At 52.6% G+C, this 14,613-nt stretch carries 11 protein-coding genes; 6 read left to right on the plus strand and 5 right to left on the minus strand.

All coding sequences use genetic code 11. From position 1 onward, the window contains the following. Window positions 1-533 (minus strand): hypothetical protein (locus tag AUQ42_RS15810; protein ID WP_197460845.1); only part of this gene is annotated, 533 nt, incomplete at its 3' end. A 161-nt stretch (window positions 534-694) separates the two neighbouring features. Here AUQ42_RS15810 and AUQ42_RS12495 point away from each other — a divergent pair. The 5 genes from AUQ42_RS12495 (at window position 695) to AUQ42_RS12515 (ending at window position 7,200) form a co-directional block, all read left to right on the plus strand. Beyond that, the gene (locus AUQ42_RS12495) at window positions 695-1,420 is read left to right on the plus strand and encodes a response regulator (RefSeq protein ID WP_170310100.1); all 726 of its coding nucleotides are present in this window, start codon (window positions 695-697) and stop codon (window positions 1,418-1,420) included. 131 nt (window positions 1,421-1,551) lie between these two features. Continuing rightward, complete coding sequence (locus tag AUQ42_RS12500; protein ID WP_082817845.1) at window positions 1,552-3,249, plus strand: ABC transporter transmembrane domain-containing protein; 1,698 nt, start codon at window positions 1,552-1,554, stop codon at window positions 3,247-3,249. Beyond that, window positions 3,246-5,360 (plus strand): ATP-binding cassette domain-containing protein, encoded by a 2,115-nt coding sequence (locus tag AUQ42_RS12505; RefSeq protein WP_068519428.1) that lies wholly within the window; start codon window positions 3,246-3,248, stop codon window positions 5,358-5,360. The genes AUQ42_RS12500 and AUQ42_RS12505 overlap by 4 nt, the downstream gene beginning before the upstream one ends. A gap of 2 nt (window positions 5,361-5,362) precedes the next feature. Next, entirely contained in the window at window positions 5,363-6,724 is a 1,362-nt protein-coding gene (locus AUQ42_RS12510) for an HlyD family type I secretion periplasmic adaptor subunit (RefSeq protein WP_068519429.1), read from the plus strand. Between the two features lie 80 nt (window positions 6,725-6,804). Beyond that, a complete protein-coding gene (locus AUQ42_RS12515; RefSeq protein ID WP_068519430.1) occupies window positions 6,805-7,200 on the plus strand; it encodes a response regulator in 396 nt (131 codons plus the stop codon). 113 nt (window positions 7,201-7,313) lie between these two features. On the opposite strand, the gene AUQ42_RS12520 is transcribed toward AUQ42_RS12515, so the two are convergent. After that, on the minus strand, window positions 7,314-10,364 hold the full coding sequence (locus tag AUQ42_RS12520; protein ID WP_197460846.1) for a response regulator: 3,051 nt from the start codon (window positions 10,362-10,364) through the stop codon (window positions 7,314-7,316). Window positions 10,365-10,745: 381 nt separating this feature from the next. Between AUQ42_RS12520 and AUQ42_RS12525 the strand changes: the two genes are divergently transcribed. Further along, window positions 10,746-11,648 (plus strand): LysR family transcriptional regulator, encoded by a 903-nt coding sequence (locus AUQ42_RS12525; protein ID WP_068519432.1) that lies wholly within the window; start codon window positions 10,746-10,748, stop codon window positions 11,646-11,648. 47 nt (window positions 11,649-11,695) lie between these two features. Here the strand turns inward: AUQ42_RS12525 and AUQ42_RS12530 are convergent, their stop codons facing one another. The 3 genes from AUQ42_RS12530 to AUQ42_RS12540 all read right to left on the minus strand — a co-directional run bounded on the left by AUQ42_RS12530 (window position 11,696) and on the right by AUQ42_RS12540 (window position 14,612). After that, window positions 11,696-12,976 (minus strand): TRAP transporter large permease, encoded by a 1,281-nt coding sequence (locus AUQ42_RS12530; RefSeq protein WP_068519433.1) that lies wholly within the window; start codon window positions 12,974-12,976, stop codon window positions 11,696-11,698. 49 nt (window positions 12,977-13,025) lie between these two features. Beyond that, a complete protein-coding gene (locus tag AUQ42_RS12535) occupies window positions 13,026-13,535 on the minus strand; it encodes a TRAP transporter small permease (protein WP_068519434.1) in 510 nt (169 codons plus the stop codon). Window positions 13,536-13,613: 78 nt separating this feature from the next. Continuing rightward, window positions 13,614-14,612 carry a TRAP transporter substrate-binding protein gene (locus tag AUQ42_RS12540; protein WP_068519435.1) on the minus strand — a complete coding sequence of 333 codons (999 nt, stop codon included), beginning with the start codon at window positions 14,610-14,612 and terminating at the stop codon, window positions 13,614-13,616. Between the last annotated feature and the right edge of the window lies 1 nt (window position 14,613).

A 14,613-nucleotide genomic window follows, 5' to 3' on the forward strand; every position in this document is an offset into this window, starting at 1 on the left:
GTATCATCAACACTTGCACCAGCAATGGTTGTAGTGCCACCACCACCCCCGCCGCCGCCCACCGAGCGGGCAGCCGCAGATGAGCCGCCAGAACCCGATGTGCCACCAGCGCCACCCCCGCCGCCAAAGCCGTTGCCGAAGGTGTCGCCGGTGTCAGGCTGGGTAACCGGTTGCAGAGGCGGGCTGTTGGTTTCGATAATTTCCTGCCCGTTTCCTGCGATCGGGGCCTGATTGTTTACGATTTTGGTCGAGGAGGCATTGTTTCCGGACCCGCCCAACTCTATGTTTGAAACAGAGCTGTCGCCATCCTGAAGGACAGATTCATTGTAGTTTTCGGAGGAGTTCGAAATATCGGGTGACTGCGTGTAGCCTTCATCCGGGGCCGCTTCGATACGGGGGTCATACCACTGACGGCTTCCCGTATGAACGCTGGAAAGCGAGGTATCCTGTCGCAGAGACACCTGAAGGCTCTGGCCATCGTCAGCCTGAACTTTCGGTGTGTTGACTTGTCCCTGATCACGTATGTCAGCCATCATTCGTCTCCAAGAATTCCGTCGGCGAACAGGATTTCGCCCATAGATTTGTCGTTATTCCGATGAATTCTGGAGAAGCGGGCGCAACAAAGAAATGCACTTTTGGTTGCAAAATGTTATTGAATTGTAATGCCTAGTGTACAATTGAAATGGGGTCTTTTTTGACACAAAGCCTGACCATCATGATCGTGGATGACGATCCTGATATCACAAATCTTCTTGAGGTTTATTTATCCGAAGAAGGGTATGAGGTCGTTGTTGCCCATACAGCCCAGGCAATGTGGGAATTGTTGGATAGCCAGACAATTGACCTGATACTGCTTGATATCATGTTGCCGGACGGAGACGGTTTCGACCTGACGCGGAAGTTGCGCGAAACGCTGACTTCGCCGCTGATCATTCTTTCGCGCAAAAGTGACAGCATCGACCAGATTGTCGGTCTTGAGCTTGGCGCGGATGATTATGTCACAAAGCCGCTGGAACCACGTAACCTGTTGGCACGCATAAGAAGTTTGTTGCGCCGAACCAATCTGAACAATGCCGCCCAACCTGCTGCACCCGCAGCCGGCGACAAGCACATCCGGTTTGCCGAGTGGTCACTTGATGCCCAGACACATCGTCTGACGCATGACAATGGTGACGAGTTTACGCTGTCGGCAAACGAGGCAGAATTGCTGTATTTCCTGGCAAGCAATAGCGGTCAGGTTCTGTCGCGCAATGACCTTTCTGTCGCGGTGAGTGGCCGGGAATGGGAATATATGGACCGCAGTATCGATATCCTGATTGCGCGTCTGCGCAAACGGATTGAACGCGAACCTGCCGAGCCGGAATTCATCCAGACGGTGCGCGGCAAGGGATATGTTTTCAGCAGTTCCGGTGACAATTGACCGTTCGCCGGATGTATCGGCAAAAACAATCGCGTAACAATTCGCTACAGACCCAAAACTGAAAGGTGTTTCCGCTTCGTACTAAACTCCGAGCATGAACTGAGCTGGCAATTCGCAACCAGGGAAATTTCATGTCAGAGTCAACGACGAGCCAAACACAGGTTTTGCAGGCAGCAGGAAAGACACGCGGCATTCGTTTGAATGAAGCGCTAACCCTGTTTGCTGCGTCTGCAATGCTGAACCTGCTGGCTCTGGCGATGCCGGTTGCGATCCTTCTGGTTTATGACCGGGTATTGCCGAGCTCCTCTATCCCGACATTGACAGTCTTGCTGATCGGCATCGTCATCGTGGTGGCGTGCGACATGCTGTTGCGGTTCTCGCGGCAGGCCATTCTGGCCAAGGTTTCCGCCCGGCTTGATTATTCCCTGCGTGAAAAGACATTTTCGCGCCTGTTGCGTCAAAGTTTCCCGACGGCGGCACGCATTCCGTTCGGTGTTCTGAGTTCGACCTTCAATATCGCCAACAGCAAACGCGAATTTACCTTGTTGCGGGCACAGCTGGTTGCGGATTTGCCATTTCTGATCGGCATTCTTGCGATTGTCGGGCTGATTGGTGGCTGGCTGGTCATGATGCCGGTGACGTTGCTGATGCTGTTTGCAATTGTCATTTCGATTTTGGCCGTTCTTCATACGCGGGCGTCAAAAAGCTACTTCGATAGCGAAGATGCGCGTCAGCATTTTCTGTCGGGTGTTTTTGACAATCTGGGCCATGCCAAATCGCTGGCATGCGAGGTCGCGCTTTCCGACAAGTTTGTGAACATTCAGGGCGCGCATTCCGAAAGCCTGCGCCGGATGAAGTTCCTGTCAGCATCCAGTGTCGAGATCTTTACCTTTGTCACCCAGGCCCTGATCGGGTCGGTGATCGTGGTTGGTGCGCTTTCGGTTTTGTCGGGCAATATGACATATGGTGGTCTGGCGGCGTGCACGCTTTTGACAGGTCGTTCGATCGAGCCGCTTAAAACCTGCTATCAGTTCCTGATGCAGTTCCAGCTGCACCGTCTGAACAAACAGCGTGAAATCCTTAAGCTGAAGCTGGGCCGTGCGACCGATGCGGCACCGTCAGCTGTCAAGTTGCCGCGTTGGAGTGCCGCGCCGAAACTTTCGCTTTATCAGGTCAGCGTCTGCCGGGTTGGTGAAGATCAGGCCTGCCTTGAAGACATCACGGTTGATATCGAACCGGGCACGATCGTCAGCATCGAAGGCGGCCGCGGTGATGGCAAAACCACATTTTCGCGAGCGCTTCTGGGGCTGTGCCCGATCGTCGGTAATATCACCATCAATGGTATCCGCCTTGAAGGCAGTTCGGCCGAACTCATTCGCAGCAACACAACCTATATCGGGACATCGCCCCAGTTGCCGGAAGGAACGGTGATTGATGCGCTGACCATGGGCAACCAGGATAACTATGCCGATGTGCGCTATCTGAGCCATCTGATCGGGCTTGATCAGGCGGTCAAGCGTCTGCCCAAGGGATATGCAACCGAAATCGGTTCAACCAATACCGCACTGCCGACCGGCTTCCTGCAAAAGATCGCAATCGTACGTGCCCTGGCGGTGAAGAAGAAATTCATCATTCTTGATGATACAACATTCGGTCTTGATGCCAACACCGAAATCCGTCTGTCGCGGTTGATCAAGGCCCTGTCGGGCAAGGCAACTGTCCTGATTTTCAGCGACCGTGAAACCCTTAAGGCTGTCTCGTCGCGGCGCTTCAAGCTGTCCGAAGGCCACTTACAAGAAATCAGAACCGTGGAGGCGAGAGCAAAATGACGCTTACTCCAGTTACCACAGCAGGCCGCACGACAACCGAGAATGCCAAGGATCCGTTCGAGGAACTTCGCTTCGAAGGGCTGCACAGGCTGTTCGTCAAGGCAGGTTTGGCTGTTACGACAGCAGACCTTGCAACCATCACGCAGAATTATGAGCGTTTGCAGCTTGAAGATATTGCCAAATTCTCGCTAAGCCTTGGCGCATCCCCGGAACTGGTGAACGGATCGTTGCGCGATACGCTGTTCTTCGGGTTGCTGTGTGTTTTCGAAACCCGCGAAGGCAATCTGATTGCCATTACCCCGAACGGGGATGGCCCGCCCATCTGTTTGCGGATCGATAATGGTCTGGAAACAGAAATGCCGGCACTTGATTCGATCGGGCGTGCATTGGTGTTTTCGGTTGCCGAAAACAATCGCAGCAATGCCGGTTCAATCCGGGCCACCATTTTTGAACAGATTTCGCAATATCTTGACGGGCACGGGCCGCTGATTGCGTTTTTGACGCTGGTATCAAGTACCCTTGGTCTGGCATTGCCGCTATTCACACTTGCCATTTATGACCAGGTTCTTGCCGCCGAAAATACAACAATCCTTGCCTATGTGATTGTCGGTTTCATGCTTGCCGTGGTTGGCGAGTTTTGCGCACGGATGATCCGTGCCTGGATATTGGCCAAGGTTTCCGCCAATACCGAATTCCGGGGCAATACCCGGATTTTCAGCCGTTTGCTCAAAATCTCGCACACCGAATCCCGGATGTTTGACAGCCGCCTTGGCCTGACCAGGATGCGTGATGTTGAAACCGTGCGTAACTTCATCACCGGTCCGGTCGGCATGGCGCTGATCGAAGGCCCGGTCAGCATCATCTATTTCATTGCACTTGCTGTGTTGGGTGGGTGGCTTGCGGCGGTGCCGGCACTTGTGGTTGGTGGTGGCGTGATGCTTATTCTGGTGCTGCTGGCGCCGCCGTCATCGCGCAACATGCTGACGATCCAGAAGGCCGATGATTTCAATCTTGTCTGTCATGAAATTGCCCGTCGTCTTTTGACCATCAAACTGGCGGCACGTACGCAGAACTGGCTCAACAGGTTCCGTGATGCATCAGCCCGCCTGTCAGAAGCAGACCGTCTGCGTCAAAGCAAATTGCATCTTGCGCGCATCATTTCGTCGGGTCTTGGTTCGCTTGCCGTCACAGCAACGCTTGGATTTGGCACAATTGCCGTTCTGGACCAGAATTTGACAGTCGGTGCGCTGATTGCATCGGTTGCGCTGGTCTGGCGGATCATGTCCCCGGTGCCATCAATGCTTGAAGCCAAGCTGCGCTGGAACGACACCAAAAATTCGATGGATGTCTCGCAGGCCAATGCCGACATGATGTTTGACAATTCGGCGGCCGACGGCACGGGCAACCAGATCAAGGGCATCAATGGCAACATTTCGCTCAGCGGTGTGACCATTACCTTCCAGCGCGGTATTTCCCCGGCACTTCGCAATGTGTCACTTGAAATCACCGCGGGCGAAACCATTGCCATTACCGGCCATAGCGGTTCGGGCAAGTCGGTTCTGCTTGATGTGATTGCCGGGACAACCGCCCCGCAGATCGGCACAATCACGATTGATGGCGTATCGCCTAGCCATGTGCCGCCGAACGTGTTGCGTCAATCGATGTCCTATATGTCACGGGATACGATTCATCTGCCCCTGACCATTCGTGAATATCTCGAACATGCCGACCCGTTCGACAAGACGATCTCGGCAGAACTGATCTGCAAGCAGATGGGCCTTGAATTCGAAGTTCAGCGGTTGCCAAACCGCTATAACACGTCGCTTTGCGATCTGGACCCACGAAGCAGCCTTGGTCGCATTCTTTCGATGGCGCGTGCGTTCTATTGCCGTCGCGGGTTGCTTCTTCTTGATGAACCCGATGCCGCCAGCATTCAGTCGCGTCATCTTTTCATGTCGGAAATCGAAGAAAGACGCGGCAAATCGACAACCATTTTCACCACGCACGAGCCGGAATATCTTCGTGTTGCCGACCGCGTGCTGGTTCTTAATCAGGGAATGCTGGTGCGCAACTGTGCACCAAGCGAACTGTCCCAGAAGCGGGGAGCTTGATCATGAGCAAGAACAAGTACGCCATCCCACAGGGCGATACCGGGAAAACAAACAACAGCAAGTTTACGGTCGACGCCCCGGTGACAGCGATCCAGCTGTTTGACAAAAAATCCACCCACCGGCCGGCCATGTTTACGGTGGTCTTCATGCTGGTCTTCTTCCTTGGTGCAACTGTCTGGTCAACCCAGACACCGATGGCCGAGATTTCGGTCAGTTCCGGCGAAATTGTGCCGGTTGGCGCGATCCAGCGTATCCAGCATCTCGAAGGCGGAATTTTGTCGCATCTTGCGGTCAAGGATGGTCAGCACGTTACCGAGGGGCAGTTGCTTGTCAGCCTGGCCCCCGATATCGCGCAGTCCGAACTTGAACAGCTTGAAACCCGTTTGATGGCCGTCACCATGAAATACGGGTTGCTGAAATCCGCCGCCGAGGGAACGACACCCGCCGAACTGATGCAGACCGGTGTCTATTCCGAAATTGCGGAAACGGCATTGAAAGCGTTGAACAGTCGCAAACAGCGTCTGGTAAGCCAGCTTGATGTTCTTCGTCAGCAGGAACGCGAACGCAAGGCTGAACTGACAACGATCACCCACCAGTCCAATGCGCTGGGCCAACAAATCGATCTGATGCAGAATCAGGTCGACGGGCGTCAGATTCTGGTCGACAAGGGACTTTTCCCGCGTCTGGACTTCATTCAGGATCAGCGTGAACTTGCCCGTCTTCAAAGCGAACGCATGGCATTGATCCTGGATGCGGACCGTATCAATGAACGTGTTGTCGAGGCACGCCAGCGTATGATCGAAATGGAAATGACGTTCCATGCCGAACTGACAGCCGAACTCAGTGCGCTTGCCACCGAGGCCGCTGAACTTCGTCTGGCAATCAAACGTGCGGTTGATCGTGTCAAACGTCTGGATATCACGTCCCCGGTTTCGGGATACGTCAAAGGGATCGATATTGAAACGATCGGCGGGGTGATTACCCCGGGTGCGCAGATCATGGAAATAGTGCCTGATGACAGCGAACTGATCGTTGAAGCCCGTCTGTCGACAAATGATGTCGGACATGTGACCGTCGGTCAAAGTGCCAAGATCAAAGTTCTGACATATGACTATACCCGCTATGGAACAATCGAGGGCACGGTACAGCGTGTTTCGCCATCGACATTCTTTGACGAAGACGGAACCCCGTTCTTCAAGGCGGACATCGCCATGAACAGCTATATCGTAGGTGAAGAGGACAAATTCCTGGTCAGTCCGGGCATGACTGTTCTGGTCGATATCATCACCGGCGAGAAAACCCTGTTCAAATATCTTGCATCCCCGATCATCAAAAGTTTCGATGGCGCATTGCACGAAAGATAAAAGGTTACATTGAAATGATGGCAACCAATGGTTTAACATCATAAAAAAGTTAAACCATTAGCGGCGAATGAGTGACTTATATGTTCAGTGTCAATCCGTTAAGGCATGTGTGGGTCGTTGATGATGACCCGTTGATGCATGAGGTTTGGTTTGCTGCAATTGGAGAAGATCAGGAATTCGAGCTGAAGCTCTTTCATTCCGGCGCAGAAGTGATCAATGCGCTTGAAGAAACATCCGGTCCCCAATTGCTGGTGATTGACATGAATTTGTCAGATACAAGCGGCGATCAGCTGTTGCAGGAATTGCGCAACTTGCCAAACTTTCACCGAACGGCGGTCATTATATGTTCTGCCAACCTGTCATCTTATAACGATGAAGCTAGCACGACATCGCCGCCGATTGGCTGGATGAAAAAGCCCCTTAATATTATTGAGATCAAAAATCAGATCCGTACGTTTTGGCGTGAGATCGGGTAATCAATCACAAATCAATCAAAACAGGCTTTGAAGAAGAACAATCAATGCCGATGATTTGCATCGGGCGATGATGCAAAGCCTTTTCTGGCAGGGGGGACGGATTGCATAAGCGCCTATTGGTTTTTGGCAAGCTGCTTCTGGACCCAGTGCATGACCTTGTTCACCAGCCGGTCGGGTTCGATCGGCTTGGTGATATAGTCATTCATTCCGGCATCCAGGCATTTTTCCTTTTCACCCGACATTGCATTGGCGGTCATGGCGATGATCGGAATGTTTGACATGACAGGGCCAAGAATGCCGCTTCTGATCTGTTTGGTTGCTTCGAACCCGTCCATGCCCGGCATCTGACAATCCATCAAGACCGCGTGAATCGGCTCGGAAGCATGACGCATGGTTTCGAGTGCCTCGGCACCGTTGGTTGCGGTCAGCAGGGTGAAATCCATTCCCGACAGCAATCCCTTGGCGACTTCGATATTGATGGCATTGTCATCGACAATAAGAATGGTCGCCAGTTTGTCAGATGCCGCATTGGCATCAGCGGTGCTGGTTCGGGGGGCGTCGTCAGTGATCGCTTGCGGGGCCTTTGTCGCGGACCGCATATGCGGGGCAGGTTGCTGGCGATGATCCGGATCAAGATTGGCAACCAGTTCGGAATAGCTGACCGGTTCGGACAGCCAGTTTGTCTTGCCCGAATATTTTAACGGATTGCGCCGGAAGTTCTGCACGATCAGCAAGTGCGGTGGTGTATCGCCATCGGTTGTCAGGGTGCTTAGAAACGCACAGAACTTTTCAAGTTCGCGATCGGTGTGATCGGTAATTGCAACATCGGGCAGCGGCCGTATTTTGTCTGATACTGCGTCTGTCTTCATGTTGATGACATCACCGCCAAGTCGTTTGATCAGGCGCGATACCGCAATGACAGCTTGTTCATGCGCAAGATCAAGCAAGACATACTTGTCTTTCAGAAGTGCCGGAACGGAACGTTTTTTGGCGGTTTTGGCATCGAAATACACATGGAAGAAAAAGCGGCTTCCGGTTCCTTTGGTGGAATCAAAATTGATGTCGCCATGCATCAGTCCGCAAAGCTGCCGACAGATCGACAATCCAAGGCCGGTGCCACCGAATTCGGATGAAATGGATGTGTCTTCCTGGGTGAACGCGGTGAAAAGCTTGTGTTTGTTTTCTTCTGAAATGCCAATACCGCTATCTTCGACGGAAACATCAAGCCGAATGCGTTCGCCTTCAACTTTGCTTGCCACAAAAATACCGACATATCCCTCGTCGGTGAATTTTATGGCATTGCTCAGAAGATTATTGAGCACCTGTTTCAAGCGTGTGGCATCGCCATACAGTTCAATATGATCAAGACCGACCGTATCAAGGATCAGATCCAGACCCTTTTCACGTGATCGAATGACCGATGAACTTGCAATGGCTTCAAACAGTTGCAGGGGATTGAACGGCTTGCTTTCAAATTCCAGTTTTCCGGCTTCTATCTTTGACAGATCAAGGATGTCGTTGATCAATGTCATCAGGGTCGAACAGCTGGTTTCGGCCATCAGCAGGTATTTGCGCTGATTTTCGGTCAGTGGATCGCGCTCGATCAGTTTGTGGGCACCGACCATGCCGTTTAACGGGGTGCGCATTTCGTGACTGACATTCGAGATAAAGGCACTTTTCATGTCGCTTGCCTGCAGCGCCTTTTTGTGGGCTTCGGCAAGTTCGGCGGTGCGTTTGGCGACTTTTTCCTCAAGCTCGGCATTGGCGCGGCGGATCTGGCGTTCGGCGATCCTTTCCTGGGTCACATCACGGGCAATTACCGCAGCCCCGGTGATCCCGCGACCGTCGCTAATGATCGGGGAACAGGTCAAAAGAAGTTCTTTTTTGTCGGTGCTGGCCGAAACAAATGTAGCATCAAAGGACACAGGTGTTTTTGACGTTGTGACCTGTTTGATTTTTTCGACAAAATCGACATCCGGCAGGATGTTGAGATCGGCGATATTGCGCCCGATCGCCGTGCCGCGTTTGATTTCAAAAAGCTTTTCGGCGGTTTCATTGACGCTGGAAACCGTTCCGGATCGCTTGAGCCCGATCACCCCGTCAGAAGAACTGCGGATGATTGCTTCGTGTTCTGCGCGGGCATCGGCAAGATGAATGCTGTTTCTGTAGCCACGCAGCAAAAGCAAAAGGGTGATGGTCATGATGATAATGGAAACCGCCGCAAACCCGTAAGTCGACAGGCGCCGTTTCCAGATCACGTCGGCGACCCGTTGCGATGCAATTGCGGCATACAGGTGCAATACCGATGCCGGGTTTGACGCAAACTGAATGGTGGATGCCTGAATATAAAATCGACGGTTCGAACTGAGTTCCGTCGCGGTAATCAGGCCGGTTTGTTCGTTTTCGCGGGTGTCGTAATCTTTGTCCCAGCGATGTTCCGGCAGCAAATCCCGGCTGAACCGGTATTCTTCAAGCGGATGGGCAATATAAAATCCGTCATCATCGGTCAGGATGATTTCGAAATCGCCGGTGACTTCTTTTTGCAGACGCGTCAGAAGGTTCTGCGCGTTGATATTCATGATCAGAAAGCCAAATCGGGTGCCGTCTTCGTTAAAGATCGGCAGCGACAACCGCAAGGTTGGCCGGATCGGATATTCAATCTGGCCGAATTCCTGGTTCAAATTGATGCGTGAAACAAACAGCTCGTCCGGTTTGAGGGCGGCGGAATGGGCGAAATAGTCGGTTGTGCCCTTGTCCTGAAGCATTTGATCAGGCACGGCATAAATATTGCCGCCCCTGCGATTCACCCGGACAAGTTCGGATCCGGCATCATTGGTCCGGATGATCCGCAATTGATCGATCGATGCATTGTTGTGAAGCATCGCGATGAAAATCGTCTCAAGACGAAGCTTCCACTGGTCAAAACTGGTGCCATCAAACGGGTCAATGCCGCCGTTGCTTTCCGCCCGCGTCAGCCCCGAAATTGGCGGGGTCGCGTGCAGGAAGCTCAGATTGTCGCGAAACCGGTAAAGATCGTTGAACAGAACCGAACGCCCCTGCGCAAGAAGCTGTTGCAGGTCCTGATTGGTGTCGCTGAAAACTTCCTGTTCAACCGACTTTTCGTAAAAGAAAATGAAGCCCGAAGCAGCGGACAGCAAACACAAAATGCATATCGGCAAAAGCCACCGAGATGTATCCTTCACATTCCCTGTCACGAAGCTGCGCATGCATTGGTTCCTCAAGTCACCTTATGTGGGCGACTTTGTTTGGGTGGCTTCGCCTATAGATTGTGTTTGTTGAGAAGGATTTAAACATCACAACCGAAATTAGCCCGATTGTTTCAACCGTGCGCCACAATGCAATCATAGCGTGTAATGAATTTCGGTCAATTGCGCGGGTAAGCAAACGCGATTTTCCTGCTGAAACCGGGCAGAAGTCGTTTCAACAAACTGCCATTTCCGGTATGCTCACAACGTCAGAAAAAGGACAGGCCTGCTTGGCAGCAGGTGTATTTAACCTTTGCAAATCCACAGGAATTTTGACGGTTGCAAGAACCCCATTTTGATCTGAACTGGGATGACTTAAAGCATCTTCTGGTATTGTCACGCGAAGGCACCCTGTCCGCAGCAGCAAGGGTTCTTGATACGTCGCGCGTAACGGTCAAGGCGCGGATATCCAACCTTGAAAACAGTATGGGGGTCCGTCTGTTTTCACAGGACAAGACCGGCTATAAACTGACCCGGGACGGGCGCGATCTGGCCAGCTATGCGCTTGAATGTGAACGTCAATTACGGCTTGCTTTTGCGCAGCAGAACAGTCCCGCAGCCCCGCGCCTGAAAATCCGCGTCGGTGTTGTAGAAGGCATCGGGAACGGGTATCTCGGTGAAAAGATTTCCTGGTGGCTTCGTGGACAGAATATTGATTTTGAACTGGTTTCACTGCCCAAGCAGGCCCGGATCACGAACAGAGAAGCTGATATCTGTGTAACCCTGGAAGAACCCGAAGGTGAAAACATCATCAAAAAGGTTCTCACACCCTACACATTGGGCATCTATGCCAGCGAAGGCTATATTGCCGAACACGGCCCGCTTAAGGGATCGCAGGACGTTCTTGACCATATGTGGGTCGGATATGTCCGGGATCATATTTTCTCCCAGACCCTGAATTACCACGAAGAACTTTCACCAAACCTGAAATATGCGTTCCGCGGAACCAGCATGGTGTCGCAATTATTTGCCACGGCTGCCGGGCTGGGACTGGGGATTTTCCCGATCTATCTGATTTCGGAATTTGATCTGGTGCGGGTCTGTCCGGAAATTGCATTCGAGCGCAAATACTGGATTTCCTCGTCGAGCGACCTTCATCGGTTTCCCGGTTTGATGTCCGTTTGGAAATTTCTGCTCGAAACCTGTCAAAAAGACCGGCGACTGTTCTTTGAAGGAAATTAGCGGGACCGGATTTCTCCGGCCCCGCCAACTGTTCGGATCGTTTTACCTTATTGCGCGTAGATCAGGTCAGGAAGCCACAAGGTAATCCATGGCACATAGGTGATCAGGATCAGGGCAACAATCATGATCGCAATAAATGGCAGACAGCCGCGCAAGACATCGCGCAGCGACATCTTCGACACCCCCATCGCGACAAACAGGTTCAGGCCGACCGGCGGTGTCAGCATGCCGACCGAGAAGTTCACAACCGTGATCAGGCCAAAATGCACCGGATCAATACCGACCTGGGCGGCAATCGGTTGAAGCAACGGGGCAAGAACGATGATGGCCGATGCACTATCAAGGAAAAAGCCGGTCACCAGCATGACAACATTGAACAGGGCCGCGATGGTGAAGGGATCGCTTGTGTTGCTCAAAACCTGTGATGACAGGTTCCCAGGCGCCCCGGTTATCGTCAGAAGCCACGAAAAGGCCGATGCCCCGGCTGTGATCAAAAGCAATGTCGCGGCAATGGCGCCCGACGATTTCAAGATGCTTTTAAGCTCGTCAACGCCAATCTGCTTATAGATGACGGCCCCGACAAACCAGCCATACATGCAGGCAACTGCCGCGGATTCCGTGGGGGTAAAGATACCGGAATAAATGCCGCCCAAAAGCAGGAAGGGTAGACCAAGACCCCATGCCGAGCGACGAATGGCCAGAAGGAAGGCCGCGCGTGTCGGGAAATCTTGGCGCGGATAGCCGCGACGGATAGCAAAAATCACACAGGCTGCAATCAAAAGCGCGCCAATCAGAAGGGCCGGGCCAACACCGCCGGCAAACAGTTTGCCGACCGATGCCCCGGTCACAGAGCCATAAATGATCAAGCCGATACTTGGCGGAACAATCGGGCCAAGCGTTCCGGCCACCGTGATCAGACCGATAGCAAAGAAGCGGTCATAGCCCGCGGCCACCAGTGCCGGGAACATGATGCTGCCAATGGCAATGACCGTTGCCGGACTTGATCCCGAAATCGCCCCGAAAAACAGACAGGACAGAACGGTTGCCGCAGCAATACCGCCCGGGATCCAGCCAACCAGAACGGTGGCAAGATCGACCAGTCGTTGCGACAGGCCGCCAATGCGCATCAGTTCGGATGCAAGAATGAAGAACGGAATGGCCATCAACGAGAAATTGTTCATGCCTGCGAACATGCGCATCGGAACAATTACCGGATCAAATGGTCCCCAGAAACCGACGGCAACAACAACGGCAAAGGCCAGTGCCGCAAAGATTGGCAACCCAAATAGCAAAAGGCCGCCGAATGAAAGCAATAGTCCTGATAACATTATTCTTTTGCCCTGTTAAAAACCGGGAATCAGCTTCGCGAAAAGCAGCTTACATGGCGCGAAGGTTTTCTTCTGATGCTACGATCTGCTTGCCCTGGCGCAATTGCACGAACGCATAGCCATAGCGAAACAGCGATAGGAGCCCGGAAACGGGAATGATTGCGTAGATTGCTGCGACCGGGATGCGCAAGGCAGGCGACAGCTGGCCACGATCAAGCGTATTGAGGAAAAGTTTCCCGCCGAAATAGACCAGTGCACCGGCAAAAAGTATTCCGAGAACAATGGCAATCATTCGAAGAACGGGGATGTGTTTTTCCGGAACAAGCGCATCAAGAAGGTCGACCGAGATGTGGCTGCCAAGCCGGATGCCGATACTGATGCCGACAAAGCTCATTACGATGATCGAATAGAGTACAACTTCTTCGGCCCAGTAAAGCGGTGCGCTGAAGACATAGCGCATGACCACCTGAAGAAATGTCAGGCAAATTGCGACGGCCATCAGAAAGATCATGGATCCGTCTTCGAGCCGGGCAAGAGCCTTGTCAAATTTTTCGAACATGTTGCCGTCCCATTGTCAAAAAACCGACTTGCAAGAATGCGTTCCTGCAAGTCGGTCCATCATTTCAAAATGTGCAGATTACTTGGGGCCTGCGCCGGTAACTGCATAAATGGAATTGATCAGTTCCGGTGTAACTACATCGGCGAAGGCTTCATGGACAGCGAAACTGCCTTTGATGAAGGCTTCTTTTTCAGCATCGGTCAGGCGATGGACGGCAATGTCCGAGCTGATTTTTGCCAGTTCTTCTGCTTCATATTCATTGGTGAGTTCGCGGGCCAGATCACGGGCATTGTCGAATGCGGTAACAACAATGGCGCGCAGATCATCCGGAAGCGAGTTCCAGGCATTTTCGCTCATGACTGCGGCATAGCCGTGATAGGCATGCGACGACAGGGTCATGTATTTCTGAACTTCATAGAACTTCATCGCAACGATGTTGGCGATCGGGTTTTCCTGCCCGTCAACGACACCGGCCTGAAGGCCGCCGTAAACTTCGGCAAAGGCCATCGCGGTCGGGTTTGCACCCCATTCATTGTACTGGGTCAGGATGACCGGTGCCTGCATGGTGCGCATTTTGATGCCGGCAAGGTCTTCGACCGAGATGATTTCACGCACATTGTTGGTGATGTTACGGAAACCGGCACCCCAGAAGTTGACGCCATGCATGCCGTGCTGGTCAAGGGTATCAAGGATCGAACGACCGACTTCGCCGTCAAGAACCTTGACCATCATTTCTTCGCTCGGAAGGATGAAAGGAAGATCAAGAACCTGAAGCTTCGGCTCGAAGTTGCCCAGGGTCGCGGTCGGCGGAATTGCAATCTGTACCAGATCGTTTTGCAGCTGCTCGATAATGTCGACATCACCACCAAGGCCACCAGCCGGGATCACATTGATCTCGATGCGGCCATTGGATTTTTCTTCGACTTCTTTTTCGAATGCGCGTGCTGCCTTGCCATTGGGCGTGTCTTCCATAAGAACATGCCCGAAGGTAAAGGTGAATTCCTGTGCCATGGCTGGTCCGTTGAAACCGGCCAAAGCGATTGCAGTTAATGCCGCAAATTTGAACTTGCTGTTCATT

Origin of the sequence: Thalassospira sp. MCCC 1A02491 (genome assembly GCF_001613785.1) — a bacterium.
GTDB lineage: Bacteria > Pseudomonadota > Alphaproteobacteria > Rhodospirillales > Thalassospiraceae > Thalassospira > Thalassospira povalilytica.

Coding starts and splice junctions, on each gene's coding strand:
- AUQ42_RS12500 (WP_082817845.1), top strand. CDS start 1,552: ATGTCAGAGTCAACGACGAGCCAAACACAGGTTTTGCAGGCAGCAGGA.
- AUQ42_RS12505 (WP_068519428.1), top strand. CDS start 3,246: ATGACGCTTACTCCAGTTACCACAGCAGGCCGCACGACAACCGAGAAT.
- AUQ42_RS12510 (WP_068519429.1), top strand. CDS start 5,363: ATGAGCAAGAACAAGTACGCCATCCCACAGGGCGATACCGGGAAAACA.
- AUQ42_RS12515 (WP_068519430.1), top strand. CDS start 6,805: ATGTTCAGTGTCAATCCGTTAAGGCATGTGTGGGTCGTTGATGATGAC.
- AUQ42_RS12530 (WP_068519433.1), bottom strand. CDS start 12,976: ATGTTATCAGGACTATTGCTTTCATTCGGCGGCCTTTTGCTATTTGGG.
- AUQ42_RS12535 (WP_068519434.1), bottom strand. CDS start 13,535: ATGTTCGAAAAATTTGACAAGGCTCTTGCCCGGCTCGAAGACGGATCC.
- AUQ42_RS12540 (WP_068519435.1), bottom strand. CDS start 14,612: ATGAACAGCAAGTTCAAATTTGCGGCATTAACTGCAATCGCTTTGGCC.